Here is a 13435-nt window from a genome sequence, read left to right on the forward strand (position 1 = left end):
CCCTCTCTCAGCGCAGCGGAATGCCCAAGATCTGGGCTTCTGCTGCACTACCTTCCACCAGAGCCTGCGTCGGGCCGTCATAGTAGATGCGGCCGTCGACAATCAGCAGCGTGCGTTGCGCCACCCGAACCGCATCATCCAGATTGTGCGACACCATCAGCAGCGTCAGACTGCGCTCCGAGCAGACCTTATCCAGCAAATTGAGCATCTCACTGCGCAAGGCCGGGTCGAGGGCAGAAAATGGCTCATCCAGCAGCAAAATAGGCTGGCTGCGTAACAGGCATCTCGCCAAAGCCACGCGCTGGCGCTGCCCGCCGGAAAGCTGCGAAGGCAGGCGATCTAGACAATCCTCAAGCCCCACCTGTCGGGCAATTTCCAACAATTCCTGCAGCTGCGCGGCGGTTAGTTTTAATCCCGGATGCAGCCCCAGCCCCATGTTCTGGCGCACGGTCAGATGGGAGAACAGATTGTTCTCCTGAAACAGCATGGAGACCGGGCGCTTGGCCGGTGGCGTCTGGCTATGGTCTTGGCCATTAAGCAGAATTTTCCCGCTGGTGGCCGCGAGAAAGCCCGCCGTCAGGCTAAGCAGAGTGCTTTTCCCCGCGCCACTTGGCCCCAGAATGGCGACGCGCTCTCCCGCCTCAATCTGTAAATCAAAGCGCATCGGCAGGTGTTCATACAGGTAGGTCAGTTTATTTAGCGTCAGCATGGCGGCCCGGTAAACGTTCAATCAGGGTGAACAGCAGGAAGCAGAGCAGCAGCAAGAGTAGCGCGGTGACTGCGCCGTCCTGACTGCGATAAGAACCAATCTGCTGATAAAGATAGAAAGGCAGCGTGCGGAAATTCTCATTGCCGAACAGCGCAATCACGCCGAAATCCCCCAGCGACAGCACGCAAGAGAAGGCCAGCGCCTGCGTTAAAGGGCGTTTCAGCGCGCTAAGTTCCACCCAGCGCAGGCGACGCCAGCCGCGCATATTCAGAGACAAACAGAGCAGGCTGTAGCGCTCGGCGACGTCACGCATCGGGTTATCCAGCACCTTCATGGCATAGGGAACCGCCATCAGCGCGTTGGTCATGATAACCAGCGACCACGGCGACTGCGGCAACCCGATAGTGTCGCTCAGCAGTAAGAAGAAGCCGGTCGCCAGCACGATGCCGGGCATCGCCAGAATCAGCATGCCGCTGATATCCAGCGCCTGCGCCCAGCCGCTGCGCTGGCGAAGTCTCAGCTCGCGGCTGCTCCACAGCAGCATCATGGTCAGGATCACGCAGAGCGATCCGCTGCCCGCCGCGATGCGCAGCGAGGTCCACAAAGCCTGCCACAGCGCCGGTTGTTGAAGCACGCTGAGCACGGCGCGATTGGCGCCGTCGGCCACCACTGCCAGCAGCGGAGGGAGGATCAGCAATAGCGCGAGGGCGATCAGCAGGGCGTCGCAGCTTCGGCGCAGCAGCGAGTCGTTGGGGTCATACCATTTTTGCGCGTGGGTATGACCGACAGGCAGCGCGCGGCTGAGCTGCTGGCTTAGCATCACCAGCCCGAGACAGCACACCAGCTGAATCAGCGCCAGACTGGCGGCGCGGGTTAGGTCATAGTCGTAACTCAGGGCCTGATAAATCGCCAGCTCAATGGTGGTGGCCTGCGGGCCGCCGCCCAAGGAGAGCACGGTAGCAAAGCTGGCGAAGCACAGCATAAAGATCAGCGCGGCGACGGGCAGGATCTGGCGGCGCAGCGCGGGCCATTCGACAAAACGGAACTGCTGCCATGCGTTCATGCCGAGCTGGGCGGCAAGCTGGCGCTGCTCGGTAGCGATGTTTTCCAGCGCCTGCAGCAGCAGGCGGGCGGCCAGCGGCAGGTTAAAGAAGATGTGAGCCAGCAAAATGCCTTTCAGCCCATAGGGCGAGAAGGCGTAATCCACGCCCAACCATTGGCAGAGCTGGGCCAGCCAGCCCTGGCGGCCATAGACGCTGAGAATGCCGAACACCGCAACCAACACCGGCAGCACTAAGGTCATGGCGCACAGGCGCAGCAGGATTTGGCGGCCGGGAAAGCGGCGGCGGAACAGGGCGCGCGCCAGCAGAATCGCGGGCAGCACGGAGAACAGCGCCGACAGCAGCGCCTGCCAGAAGGTAAAGCGAATGACATGCCACAGATAGGCGTCTTGCCACAGCGAGGGGCCAGCTAACTGTGGCGCATGACGCCACAGGGAACCAAGCGCCAGCACGGCCACCGCTAAAATACTCAGGGCGGCGACCATGCCCGGCCATAGCCAGTGGGGGATTAGCGGCTGACGGCGGTTTGCCATGCCTGAATCCATTGACTACGGTGATCAGCGACGTCTTGCGCGCTGTATTGCAGGGATTTGCTCGGTACGGTCAACTGACCAAAGGCGGCAGGCAGCTCGGATTTCACTACGGGGTACATCCAGTTGCCGGTTGGAATGGTGTTCTGGAAGCCCGCGCTGGTGACGAATTTGATGAATTTCGCCGCCAGTTCCGGCTGTTTGCTGGCGGCCAACTGCCCGGCAACTTCAACCTGCATATAGTGGCCTTCGCTGAAGTTCGCGGCGGCGTAGTTATCTTTCTTCTCTTCAATAATGTGGTAAGCCGGAGAGGTGGTGTAGCTCAGCACCAGATCACTTTCCCCTTTGAGGAACAGTCCATAAGCCTCGCTCCAGCCTTTGGTGACGGTGACGGTTTTCTTCGCCAGCTTCTGCCACTCTTGCGGCGCTTTGTCGCCATAGACTTTCTGCATCCACAGCAGCAGGCCGAGGCCCGGGGTGCTGGTGCGCGGGTCTTCGTAAATCACTTTCCAGTTCTGCGGGCTGTTAATCAGCTCATCGAGACTTTTCGGCGGGTTCTTCAGCTTGTTTTTGTCATAGACGAAGGCGAAGTAGCCGTAATCGTAAGGCACGAAGGTTGGGTTATTCCAGCCGCCTGGGATATCCAGCTTGGCGTCGATAGCCGGTGCTTTGGCGAACAAGCCCGTTTGCTCGGCGGCTTGCAGCAGGTTGTTATCCAGCCCGACCACCACGTCAGCCTGACTGTTTTTACCTTCCATCCGTAAGCGATTGAGCAGCGAGACGCCGTCTTCCAGCGCGACATATTTCAGTTCGCAGCCGCAGTCAGCTTCAAAGGCTTTTTTAATCGCCGGGCCGGGGCCCCAGTCAGCAGCGAATGAGTCATAGGTGTAAACGGTGAGGACAGGCTTGGCGGCGAAGGCCGGGGCGCTCAACAGCAGCAGGAAAGGCAGTAATTTCTTCAACTTTGCACTCCATAAAAGAAAAGGGGCAAAGGATTTTGAGTAAGCAGGCGCAGTCTCAAATCCCTCCGCCGGGGTTAACCGGATCAGGTTCGACGAGTTTATCTCAGCCTTTAAACTTGCTGCGCGGGTGTTGATCGGGCGTCGTGCAGTGCTCGCCATGCTCACGTACTTGAGTACGCTGCGCTGGCTGTGCGCTGGACTTCACCCGCTAAACACTCGCTCGCGGCGTTTAAATAGAGTTCATAAAACAATGAACTTCAGGCACCCCGTTGAGAACGATTGCCATTCTAGAGACTTCGCGCGGCTTGTGGAAGAAGCATTAACTGTCCGGCGGCGCGAACCAGGCGGATTTAAAGTCAAACCAGCCGAGGGTGTTCATGCGCACCCCGCGCATGCTGCGTTGTCCCTGTAGCACCAGCCAGTGATGGAACAGCGGATGCAGATGGTTATTCTCTACCAGTTTCTGCGCCCACTCCGCCATGTTCAACTGTCCGGCGCGCCACTTTGCGCCGTCGGATTTCAGGTCGCAATCCATGCAGTAGTTGATTAACGGCAGCTCGAGCAGGGTAGCAAATAGTGAAAACTCAAGGGGAAGGGTGAAGTTGGCGCTGCCCAGCCAGACATCGCTTTTCGCTTCCCCTCTGTGCCAACTGGCGTAATCCACCACCTGAATGTTGAGCTTCACCCCGTGCGCCGCCAGCAGAGGCGTAATGGCCTTGCTGATTGCCTGATGCTCCGAGTGCTCGCTGTAGTAAGTCAGGGTTATTTCCCGCAGGTGGGCGGGCTTGGGATGCGGAAGGTGGGTCTGCAGGTGGTGCCAGCGCGGCAGCAGGCCAAAGGCGGGTGCCCAGTAGCGCTGGTAAATGGTCTCGGTGGCGTTGAGCAGGGCAATCGGGCTGAGTAACTCGCTGAGCCACAGGCGGCTGGCTTCGTCACTGCCGATAGGCGAACGCTGGTCATAAAGCAGAAAATAACAGCCTTCCTCAAGGCGGCTTTCCGGCTCGCTGTCGCCAGATTCGTCGGCTTGCAGTTGGACGCCGGAATGCACCAAGTCCTCGGTGAGTTCCGGCAGCACCCAAATATTGACCTCATCAATCAGCGCGCGAAAACCGAAATACTCGTCAAAGGCGCGAATGCGTAGCTGGGTGTTTTGGTTGAGCACCACGGCGTAGGGGCCGGTGCCGACAGGGTGACGGGCAAAGTCCGGCATCGACGCCCACTCTTGCGGCAAAATCATGGCGTGAACGTTGCCCAGCAGCCACGGCAGCCACTTGTCGGTCGAGCTGAGATGGATGTCGATGACGTTGGGCGTCGGCGACGTCACTGATGAAAGGTGCGCAAACAGCGGATGGGTGCTCAGCCGGGCAAAGCTGCTGATGATATCCGCCATGTTCAGCTCGCGGCCGTGATGGAAGTGAATGGCCGGGCGCAGATAGAAACGCCAGTGCAGCGGGGATAGCTGCTGCCAGTGGTGAGCTAAATCGCCTTCTAATTCCCCGTTTTCCTCATTTATGCGCGTTAGGCCGCTGAAAATTTGCCGGGCAATATGAGTTTCTGAACGCCGCAGCATGGTGCCAGGCAGCAGATTCAGCAGCGGGCGATAGTAGAGCACGCGCAGGATATGTTTCCCCTGACGAAAGCTGCGGCCCAGCTGAGAAATCAGCATCTGGCGCACGGCCTTTTTGTCGCCGACCAGCTGCACCAGCTGATCGATTTTATCCTCTTCTAATAGCTCCTCTGCCCGCTGTTGCTGGAGCGCAAGGCCAGTGTAGAGAAAGGTCAGCGTAGATCGTTTGCCACGGCCGGCCTCGGCCTGCCAGTTGATCCAACCCTCTTCCTGCATGGTGGTGAGCAAGGATCGCATATGGCGGCGCGAGCAGTTCATCACCTCGGAAAGTGCCTGTAACGTGGTGTGCGTCTCTTCCCCGTGGCAGCTTTGCCAAAGCCGAATGAACTGTTGTTGTAAACGCGCTGAGGACATAAAAGAGGAACTCCAGGTGCTGTTTTCATCAATTTATCTTTCCTCATATTACTCCGATACTGTTTAGCAACAAAGCCGTAACGCACTTACCCAGGAGGTCAGCATGCAAGGTCTTCTAAATCGAGATTTTTTCCAGCGCTATTTCCGCGCGGTCGCCCCAAAAAGCGCGCCAGCTGAGTGGTTGAACTGGGTGCCGCAAGAGTATCGCGTTGCCACGCTGACTCAGCTAATGCAGTGGGATATCGACGAGATGAGCGACGAGCAGTACCGCAAACATACCTAATTCTGGCCTGAACTTAAGCGGCTTCAGGCTGGCTAAAACGATTTCTGAGTAATGGTGTATTGTCACCAGCCAGTGAGGTAACTCACTGGTTTTTTTATTTTAAAACGCGGCTACACTGGGAGTTGTTTACCCGCCTTCGACCACCTTGGGATGGCTCATGCTTACGCGTCGTATCAATTCAATCTATGCCACTTTTCTGACCGTTTCCCTGCTGTGCGGCATTGCCGGGGCGTTACAGGCACCTACTCTAAGCCTGTTTTTGACCAATGAAGTGAAGGTCAGGCCGATGTGGGTTGGGCTGTTTTATACGGTGAATGCCATCGCGGGCATTGCAGTCAGCTTCCTGCTGGCCAATCGCTCGGATATGAAGGGCGACCGCCGAAAGCTACTGCTACTTTGCTGCGTGATGGCGGTGGGCAACGCGCTGGTTTTTGCCTTTAGCCGCGACTATTTAGTGCTGATCACCGTCGGCGTGCTGCTGGCGGCGATTGCCAATACTTCGATGCCGCAGCTGTTTGCGCTGGCCCGCGAGCACGCGGATCGCTCCGCCAGCGAAGTGGTAATGTTCAGCTCAACAATGCGCGCCATGCTGTCGCTGGCCTGGGTGCTCGGCCCACCGCTCTCCTTTATGCTTGCGCTCAATTACGGCTTCACGCTGATGTATCTCAGCGCGGCGGCGGTGTATATCGCCAGTATCCTGATGATTTGGCTGTTTCTGCCGTCGGTGCCACGCGTGGAGCAGCCGGTGGATAATGCCGAGGTGGCGGTGAGCGCGTGGCGCAATCGGGATGTCAGGCTGCTGTTTTTCGCGTCGTTACTGATGTGGACCTGCAATCTGATGTATGTGATTGATATGCCGTTGTATATCGCGCGCGATCTCGGGCTGCCAGAAGGCTTAGCCGGGCTGCTGATGGGTACGGCGGCGGGGATTGAGATCCCGGCGATGCTGATTGCGGGCACTTTAGTGAAACGCTGGGGCAAGCGACGCCTAATGCTGGTTGCCGCCGTCAACGGCGTACTGTTCTATGCCGGGCTGGTGCTGTTTGAGTCGAAAACGGCGCTGCTCCTGCTGCAACTGTTCAATGCGATATTCATCGGCATTATTGCGGGCATCGGCATGCTCTATTTTCAAGACTTAATGCCCGGTCGGGCTGGGTCGGCGACCACGCTGTTTACCAATAGTATTTCGACCGGCGTGATTTTCGCCGGGCTGCTGCAAGGCACTATCGTCGAGAACTTCGGCCATTATCCGGTCTATTGGGTGATCACCCTGTTATCCCTACTGGCGTTTGGCCTGATGTGGAGAGTCAAAGACGTGTGAGCTGAGTCATCGGCAATAAAAAACCCGCGAATTTCGCGGGTTTTTTTATCAAACGGCTCAGCCATTACTTCATGAATGCGGGCTGTTTGTTCTCGTAAGTGGAGATATTTGCTTCGTGTTGCAAGGTCAGTCCAATGCTGTCTAAGCCATTGATCATGCAGTGACGGCGGAAGCTGTCGATTTCAAACGCGTAGCTTTTGCCACCGGCATTGACCACTTGGTTTTCCAGATCCACTTCGAAGGTGATGCCTTCGTTAGCTTCAACCAGTTTGAACAACTCATCCACTTGCTCATCGCTCAGGGTGATTGGCAGCAGTTGGTTGTTGAACGAGTTACCGTAGAAAATATCGGCAAAGCTTGGGGCGATCACGGCGTGGAAGCCGTAATCAGTCAGCGCCCAAGGCGCATGCTCACGGGATGAGCCGCAGCCGAAGTTTTCACGAGCTAACAGAATGCTTGCGCCTTTATAACGCGGCTTATTCAGCACGAAATCAGGGTTAGGCTGCTGCCCCGCGTCGTCCAAGAAACGCCAGTCGTTGAACAGGTGCTGGCCGAAGCCGGTACGGGTCACTTTCTGCAAAAACTGCTTAGGAATGATGGCATCGGTATCGACGTTAGCCGCATCCAGCGGAACCACCAGACCAATATGTTGAGTGAATTTAGTCATGATGGTTTCCTTAGTTCAGTTCACGAATATCAGCGAAACGGCCAGTAACCGCGGCGGCAGCTGCCATTGCCGGGCTTACCAGATGAGTACGACCACCGCGGCCCTGACGACCTTCGAAGTTACGGTTGCTGGTGGAAGCACAACGCTCGCCCGGATTCAGACGGTCATTGTTCATCGCCAGACACATTGAACAGCCCGGCAAACGCCATTCGAAACCGGCTTCGATGAAAATCTTATCCAAACCTTCTTCTTCTGCCTGCGCTTTCACCGGGCCAGAGCCTGGCACCACGATAGCCTGCACGCCGCTGGCGACTTTACGGCCTTTGGCAATGGCCGCAGCTGCGCGTAAATCTTCAATACGTGAGTTGGTGCAAGAGCCGATAAACACTTTGTCGATGGAGACGTCGGTCAACTTAATGCCCGGCTGCAAGTCCATATAAGCCAACGCTTTTTCAGCTGACGCGCGTTCTACCGGGTCGCTGAAAGAGGATGGGTTAGGGATAACCTGATTCACCGCCATCACCTGGCCTGGGTTGGTGCCCCAAGTAACCTGAGGGGCGATATCCGCTGCGTTCAGGGTGACAGTGGTGTCGAACGTGGCGTTTTCGTCGGTTTTCAGCGTCTTCCAGTAAGCCACGGCTTCATCCCAGTCTTGGCCTTTCGGCGCGAACTGGCGGCCTTTCAAGTAAGCGAAGGTGGTTTCATCGGCGGCAACCAAGCCCGCTTTAGCGCCCATTTCAATAGCCATGTTGCACAGGGTCATACGACCTTCCATGCTCAAGGCTTCAATCGCTTTACCGCAGAACTCGACCACGTGGCCAGTACCGCCCGCGCTGCCGGTTTTACCAATGACGGCCAGCACGATGTCTTTGGCGGTGATGCCTGCCGGAGCGTCGCCAGTCACTTCGATTTTCATGGTTTTCGCACGGCCCTGCTTCAGGGTTTGCGTCGCCAAAACGTGTTCAACTTCAGAGGTGCCGATACCGAAGGCCAATGAGCCGAAAGCGCCGTGCGTGGCGGTGTGGGAGTCGCCGCACACGATGGTCATGCCCGGCAAGGTCATGCCTTGCTCAGGTCCAATAACGTGGACGATGCCCTGGAACGGGTGATTCAGGTCATACAGCTGTACGCCGAACTCAGCACAGTTCTTGATCAGTTCCTGCATCTGGATGCGGGCCATTTCGCCGCTGGCATTGATGTCTTTGGTCTGCGTCGAAACGTTGTGGTCCATGGTGGCGAAGGTTTTGCCCGGTTGACGCACCTGACGGCCCTTGGCGCGCAGGCCGTCGAACGCCTGCGGGGAGGTCACTTCGTGCACCAAATGACGGTCGATATACAGCAATGGAGTTTCGTTTGGCGCTTCGTACACCACGTGAGCATCAAACAATTTCTGATATAAAGTCTTCGCCATGTTATGCCCCTTCTGCCACGAAGCGGGCAATGATGTCGCCCATTTCGTTAGTGCCAATTGCGTTACCACTGTTGGCCAAATCGCCTGTGCGATGGCCTGCCTCTAATGCTTTATTTACTGCTTGCTCGATAGCGTCCGCCGCGTCATCAGCGCCAAGGCTGTAGCGCAGCAGCAGGGCTGCGGAGAGGATTTGAGCAATCGGGTTAGCAATGTTTTTGCCTGCGATATCCGGCGCTGAACCGCCAGCCGGTTCGAACAAGCCGAAAGCCTGCTCGTTCATGCTCGCCGATGGCAACATGCCCATGGAGCCGGTGATCATCGCGCACTCGTCAGACAAGATATCGCCGAACAAGTTGGAGCACAGCAGCACGTCGAACTGCGACGGGTCTTTGATCAGCTGCATGGTAGCGTTGTCGATGTACATGTGGCTCAGACTGACGTCCGGGTAATCTTTGGCGATTTCGTTAACCACTTCGCGCCACATAATGGAGGTTTGCAGCACGTTAGCTTTATCAATTGACGTCACTTTACTGCGGCGTTTGCGTGCAGACTCAAAGGCGATGCGGGCAATACGCTCAATTTCGAAACGATAATAAACTTCGGTATCGAAGGCTTTCTCGTGCATGCCTTGGCCTTCGCGACCTTTAGGCTGACCGAAGTAGATGCCGCCAGTCAGTTCGCGCACGCACAGAATGTCGAAACCTTTTGCGGCGATGTCGGCACGCAGCGGGCAGAACTCTTCCAAACCTTGATACAGGCGGGCAGGGCGCAGGTTGCTGAACAGCTTGAAGTGCTTACGCAGCGGCAGCAAAGCGCCGCGCTCTGGCTGATCATTTGGCGGCAGATGTTCCCATTTCGGGCCACCCACTGAGCCGAACAAGATGGCGTCTGCTTGCTCACAACCGGCAACGGTGGCCGGTGGCAATGGGCTGCCGTGCTTGTCGATAGCTGCGCCGCCAACGTCGTATTCGCTGGTGGTGATTTTCAGGCCAAAGCGCTGACGTACCGCGTCCAACACTTTATACGCCTGTTGCATTACTTCCGGGCCAATGCCGTCGCCGGGTAAGACGGCAATATGATGGGTCTTGCTCATGTTCACACCGTTTCCTGATTGTTTTGTTTTTCGGTTTGCAGGCGCTGTTTTTCAATTTCTACCTGCTTGCTGCGCCAAATGCTGTTCAATACGTGGACCATCGCTTTCGCGGAGGATTCGACGATGTCGGTCGCCAGACCTACACCGTGGAAACGGCGTCCATTAAAGGAAACCACTACGTCCACTTGGCCTAATGCGTCGCGGCCATGGCCTTTGGCAGTCAGTTGATATTTGACCAGTTCGATCTGGTAGCCGGTAATACGGTTGATTGCCTGATAGACCGCGTCCACCGGGCCGTTACCTGTCGCGGCTTCGGTTTTAATTTCTTCGCCACAGGCTAGATTTACAGAGGCGGCGGCGGTGATGCTGGAACCTGACTGCACGCTGAAGTTGTCCAGACGGTAGAACTCAGGCTCTTCTTGCTGTTTATTGATGAACACCAGCGCTTCTAAGTCGTAGTCAAAAACCTGACCTTTTTTATCAGCCAGCTTCAAGAATGCGGAGTACAGATGATCCAAATTATAGTCGGCTTCTTGGTAGCCCATCTCTTCCATACGGTGTTTGACCGCGGCGCGACCGGAGCGTGAAGTCAGGTTCAGCTGAATCTGGTTCAGGCCGATGGACTCTGGGGTCATGATTTCGTAGTTTTCGCGGTTTTTCAGCACGCCGTCCTGATGAATACCGGAGGAGTGGGCGAAGGCGTTAGAGCCAACAATCGCTTTGTTGCCTGGGATTGGCATGTTGGTGATTTGGCTGACAATCTGGCTGGTGCGGTAAATTTCTTTGTGATTGATATTGGTATGGACATTCATGTACTCGGAGCGAGTGCGGATTGCCATAATCACTTCTTCCAGCGCGGTGTTACCTGCGCGCTCACCAATCCCGTTTAAGGTACCTTCCACCTGACGCGCACCGGCCTGAATGGCCGCGATGGAGTTGCCGACGGCCATGCCCAAGTCATCGTGGCAGTGGACGGAGATAATGGCTTTATCAATGTTTGGCACGCGTTCATACAAATTAGTAATGATGCCGCCGAACTGGGTTGGGGTGGTGTAGCCCACGGTGTCAGGGATATTGATGGTGGTTGCACCGGCTTTGATAGCAGCTTCTACAACGCGACACAGGTTATCCAACGGCGTACGGCCTGCATCTTCGCAAGAGAATTCAACGTCGTCGGTATAGTTACGTGCACGTTTTACTGAGTGCACGGCCATCTCCAATACTTGGTCGAAAGAGCGCTTTAATTTTGATTCGATGTGCAGGGTAGAGGTTGCCAAGAACACGTGGATACGGAAGGCTTCGGCGACGCGCAACGCTTCAGCGGCGGCATCGATATCCCCATCAACGCAGCGCGCCAGGCCACAAACGCGGCTGTTTTTGATTTGGCGAGCGATGGTCTGTACAGATTCGAAGTCGCCCGGAGAGGAAACCGGGAAGCCGACTTCCATTACGTCGACGCCCATTCTTTCCAGCGCAATCGCAATCTGCAACTTATCTTTGACGCTCAGGCTGGCTTGTAACGCCTGTTCACCGTCACGCAGCGTGGTATCGAAAATAATGACTTGTTCGCTCATGGTAGATTCCTTGTCTGTTTTACTTTCACGCCGTGGAGGTAAAAAAAAACCCGCGCATCGGCGCGGGTTTAGTGTCTGTGGAAGTTGAAATCAGTTCTGATTTTCGCCCACTGGCATACCGCGCAAGATTTCTGCGTTGAGTAGTAGGCCTAGTAGACGAGTAGTAGTGAACATGGGTTTCAGCTTCTCTTAAATTTCGTGTTGAATCGGAGGTTGTTTTAACCGTTGCCTAAATTGATACGTGAATGTGCGTGGCGTGTCAACCGTTGGAATAGCTTCACTATTTAATTAGCAATGGATGAGATTGACTCTCATTTGGTGAAAAATTCTGCTAAATACTTATTGGCCGAAGTAATCGATTTTGACACGCTGATTTTCAACCAAATGGCCAACATCCGGCTTTCTTAACTGATTAAGCGCGCGTTTTTAGGCTATTTTAATTGAAAATCATAGAGTTGGGTCTTGTTGCGAATTACTTAATTAATAATTCTATTTTCGTATATTGTGAGGATATCTATTTTGTAGTTTTATATCATTCGATTTAAATAATGAATGATAGAAATTAATTCATTTTTAATATCACTTGAGTCTTCATAAGGTATTGGCATTTTTATAATCATTCCCCTTATAAAGACGCCTGTTTTATTGTCATTGTTCTGGTTAATAAGCAAAGCTTAAAAACAAGTTATTATTCATTTTTTATTTTAAAAGACTTCGGGGGAATTATGGCTGTTAATTTAATCGACGAGCAACAAGATACCACCAATGCCGCAGGAAGTTTGCGTAACGCAGACCTTAATTTACTCACCGTATTTGATGCTGTGATGCAGTTACAGAATATTACCCGCGCCTCTGAGTTGCTGGGGATGTCACAGCCTGCGGTAAGTAACGCGGTGTCGCGTTTAAAGATTATGTTCAATGACGATCTCTTTGTTCGGTACGGAAGAGGTATTCAGCCGACGACGCGAGCGAAACAACTTTTTGGCCCTATTCGCCAGGCATTGCAAATTGTCATGAATGAGCTGCCGGGCGCAGGTTTTGACGTCAGAACCAGTAACCGCCAATTTAACGTCGCGCTCTGTAGCCCTCTGGATATCAGACTTACCGCGAATATTCTCAACAGTCTTGAGGATGTCACCTCCTCCGTGGGGATCAAATTCCAGACGATAGTCCCAGATAATATTGAGCATCAGCTGCGTTACCAAAATATCGAATTTGTTATTAGCTATCGCCGCTTTGAGGGCAGCGATTTTTGTAATCAGGAATTATTCACTGATGAGCTGGTTTTAGTTTGCGCGCAGAACCATCCGCGAATTAGCCCGCACATGCCTGACGAAAGATATCTCCGTGAACAACATGCGGTGGTTATGTTAGATCGCCACTCATTCTATTTACCTTATTATGACTCTTCTGAAATACAGTCTTTAATTGCGTTTCAGGGAACTGACCTTAATAGCGTGATGAATATTGTTGCCCGCACACAAATGGTTGCCTTGGTACCAAGTTGGTTAGCTCATGCAAATGCGGGAATTTTAAATCTCAATATTATCCCTGTGCCATGGTTGAAAAATAAACTGCCTTGCTATTTGTCCTGGCACGAATCATCCAGTAAAGACAAAGGGAATATGTGGCTAAAAACTCTTCTAGAAGAGAGCGCCACCTTATAACCCCTAAGCCAGTGCGGGTTCAGGGAGGAAACCGACTCACCCTGTTTTATTTCAAAAAACGCGGGCTCCTCCCCCTTCAACATAGATGCAATCACTGGTTTTGTTTCTTAACATGGTTTTTTACTCTGCGTGGAAAGTGGCAGTTGCTGGCGACTTTTCCCCTGCGGAATTGGTAA

11 protein-coding genes are annotated in these 13435 nt (G+C 54.4%); 3 read left to right on the forward strand and 8 right to left on the reverse strand.

Features of this window, described 5'->3' with window-relative positions; translation table 11 throughout:
* Positions 1–7: 7 nt before the first annotated feature.
* The 4 genes from thiQ to sgrR form a co-directional block, all read right to left on the reverse strand.
* Complete coding sequence (gene thiQ, locus SBO83_RS11590) at positions 8–709, reverse strand: thiamine ABC transporter ATP-binding protein ThiQ (protein WP_396131615.1); 702 nt, start codon at positions 707–709, stop codon at positions 8–10.
* Complete coding sequence (gene thiP, locus SBO83_RS11595) at positions 693–2303, reverse strand: thiamine/thiamine pyrophosphate ABC transporter permease ThiP (protein WP_396131616.1); 1611 nt, start codon at positions 2301–2303, stop codon at positions 693–695. Before thiP ends, thiQ begins: the two co-directional genes overlap by 17 nt.
* A complete protein-coding gene (thiB, locus tag SBO83_RS11600) occupies positions 2279–3262 on the reverse strand; it encodes a thiamine ABC transporter substrate binding subunit (protein ID WP_396131617.1) in 984 nt (327 codons plus the stop codon). Before thiB ends, thiP begins: the two co-directional genes overlap by 25 nt.
* A 319-nt stretch (positions 3263–3581) precedes the next feature.
* Positions 3582–5243 (reverse strand): HTH-type transcriptional regulator SgrR, encoded by a 1662-nt coding sequence (sgrR, locus tag SBO83_RS11605; RefSeq protein WP_396131618.1) that lies wholly within the window; start codon positions 5241–5243, stop codon positions 3582–3584.
* 103 nt (positions 5244–5346) lie between these two features.
* On the opposite strand from sgrR, the gene sgrT reads away from it, so the two are divergent.
* Both sgrT and SBO83_RS11615 read left to right on the forward strand, forming a co-directional pair.
* Positions 5347–5526, forward strand: coding sequence for a glucose uptake inhibitor SgrT (sgrT, locus tag SBO83_RS11610; protein WP_353500982.1), 180 nt, complete (start codon positions 5347–5349; stop codon positions 5524–5526).
* 157 nt (positions 5527–5683) lie between these two features.
* Positions 5684–6847, forward strand: coding sequence for an MFS transporter (locus SBO83_RS11615; RefSeq protein WP_396131619.1), 1164 nt, complete (start codon positions 5684–5686; stop codon positions 6845–6847).
* 64 nt (positions 6848–6911) lie between these two features.
* Here SBO83_RS11615 and leuD read toward each other — a convergent pair whose 3' ends face one another.
* The 4 genes from leuD to leuA are packed head-to-tail and all read right to left on the reverse strand — an operon-like array spanning position 6912 to position 11592.
* Positions 6912–7517 (reverse strand): 3-isopropylmalate dehydratase small subunit, encoded by a 606-nt coding sequence (gene leuD, locus SBO83_RS11620; RefSeq protein ID WP_278878767.1) that lies wholly within the window; start codon positions 7515–7517, stop codon positions 6912–6914.
* A gap of 7 nt (positions 7518–7524) precedes the next feature.
* Positions 7525–8925 carry a 3-isopropylmalate dehydratase large subunit gene (gene leuC, locus SBO83_RS11625; RefSeq protein ID WP_185688581.1) on the reverse strand — a complete coding sequence of 467 codons (1401 nt, stop codon included), beginning with the start codon at positions 8923–8925 and terminating at the stop codon, positions 7525–7527.
* A gap of 1 nt (position 8926) precedes the next feature.
* The gene (gene leuB / locus SBO83_RS11630) at positions 8927–10018 is read right to left on the reverse strand and encodes a 3-isopropylmalate dehydrogenase (RefSeq protein ID WP_034787139.1); all 1092 of its coding nucleotides are present in this window, start codon (positions 10016–10018) and stop codon (positions 8927–8929) included.
* A gap of 2 nt (positions 10019–10020) precedes the next feature.
* Positions 10021–11592, reverse strand: a complete 1572-nt coding sequence (gene leuA / locus SBO83_RS11635; RefSeq protein ID WP_396131620.1) for a 2-isopropylmalate synthase — start codon at positions 11590–11592, stop codon at positions 10021–10023.
* Positions 11593–12314: 722 nt separating this feature from the next.
* Between leuA and leuO the strand changes: the two genes are divergently transcribed.
* Entirely contained in the window at positions 12315–13259 is a 945-nt protein-coding gene (leuO, locus tag SBO83_RS11640; protein WP_396131711.1) for a transcriptional regulator LeuO, read from the forward strand.
* Positions 13260–13435: the final 176 nt, after the last annotated feature.

Source organism: Ewingella allii (assembly GCF_044430645.1).
In the GTDB taxonomy this organism is placed as follows: Bacteria; Pseudomonadota; Gammaproteobacteria; order Enterobacterales; family Enterobacteriaceae; genus Ewingella; species Ewingella allii.

Excerpts from the sequence above, each read along its gene's own strand:
- leuB (WP_034787139.1), bottom strand. The coding sequence starts at position 10,018 with ATGAGCAAGACCCATCATATTGCCGTCTTACCCGGCGACGGCATTGGC.
- leuC (WP_185688581.1), bottom strand. The coding sequence starts at position 8,925 with ATGGCGAAGACTTTATATCAGAAATTGTTTGATGCTCACGTGGTGTAC.
- thiP (WP_396131616.1), bottom strand. The coding sequence starts at position 2,303 with ATGGCAAACCGCCGTCAGCCGCTAATCCCCCACTGGCTATGGCCGGGC.
- sgrR (WP_396131618.1), bottom strand. The coding sequence starts at position 5,243 with ATGTCCTCAGCGCGTTTACAACAACAGTTCATTCGGCTTTGGCAAAGC.
- leuA (WP_396131620.1), bottom strand. The coding sequence starts at position 11,592 with ATGAGCGAACAAGTCATTATTTTCGATACCACGCTGCGTGACGGTGAA.
- thiQ (WP_396131615.1), bottom strand. The coding sequence starts at position 709 with ATGCTGACGCTAAATAAACTGACCTACCTGTATGAACACCTGCCGATG.
- SBO83_RS11615 (WP_396131619.1), top strand. The coding sequence starts at position 5,684 with ATGCTTACGCGTCGTATCAATTCAATCTATGCCACTTTTCTGACCGTT.
- sgrT (WP_353500982.1), top strand. The coding sequence starts at position 5,347 with ATGCAAGGTCTTCTAAATCGAGATTTTTTCCAGCGCTATTTCCGCGCG.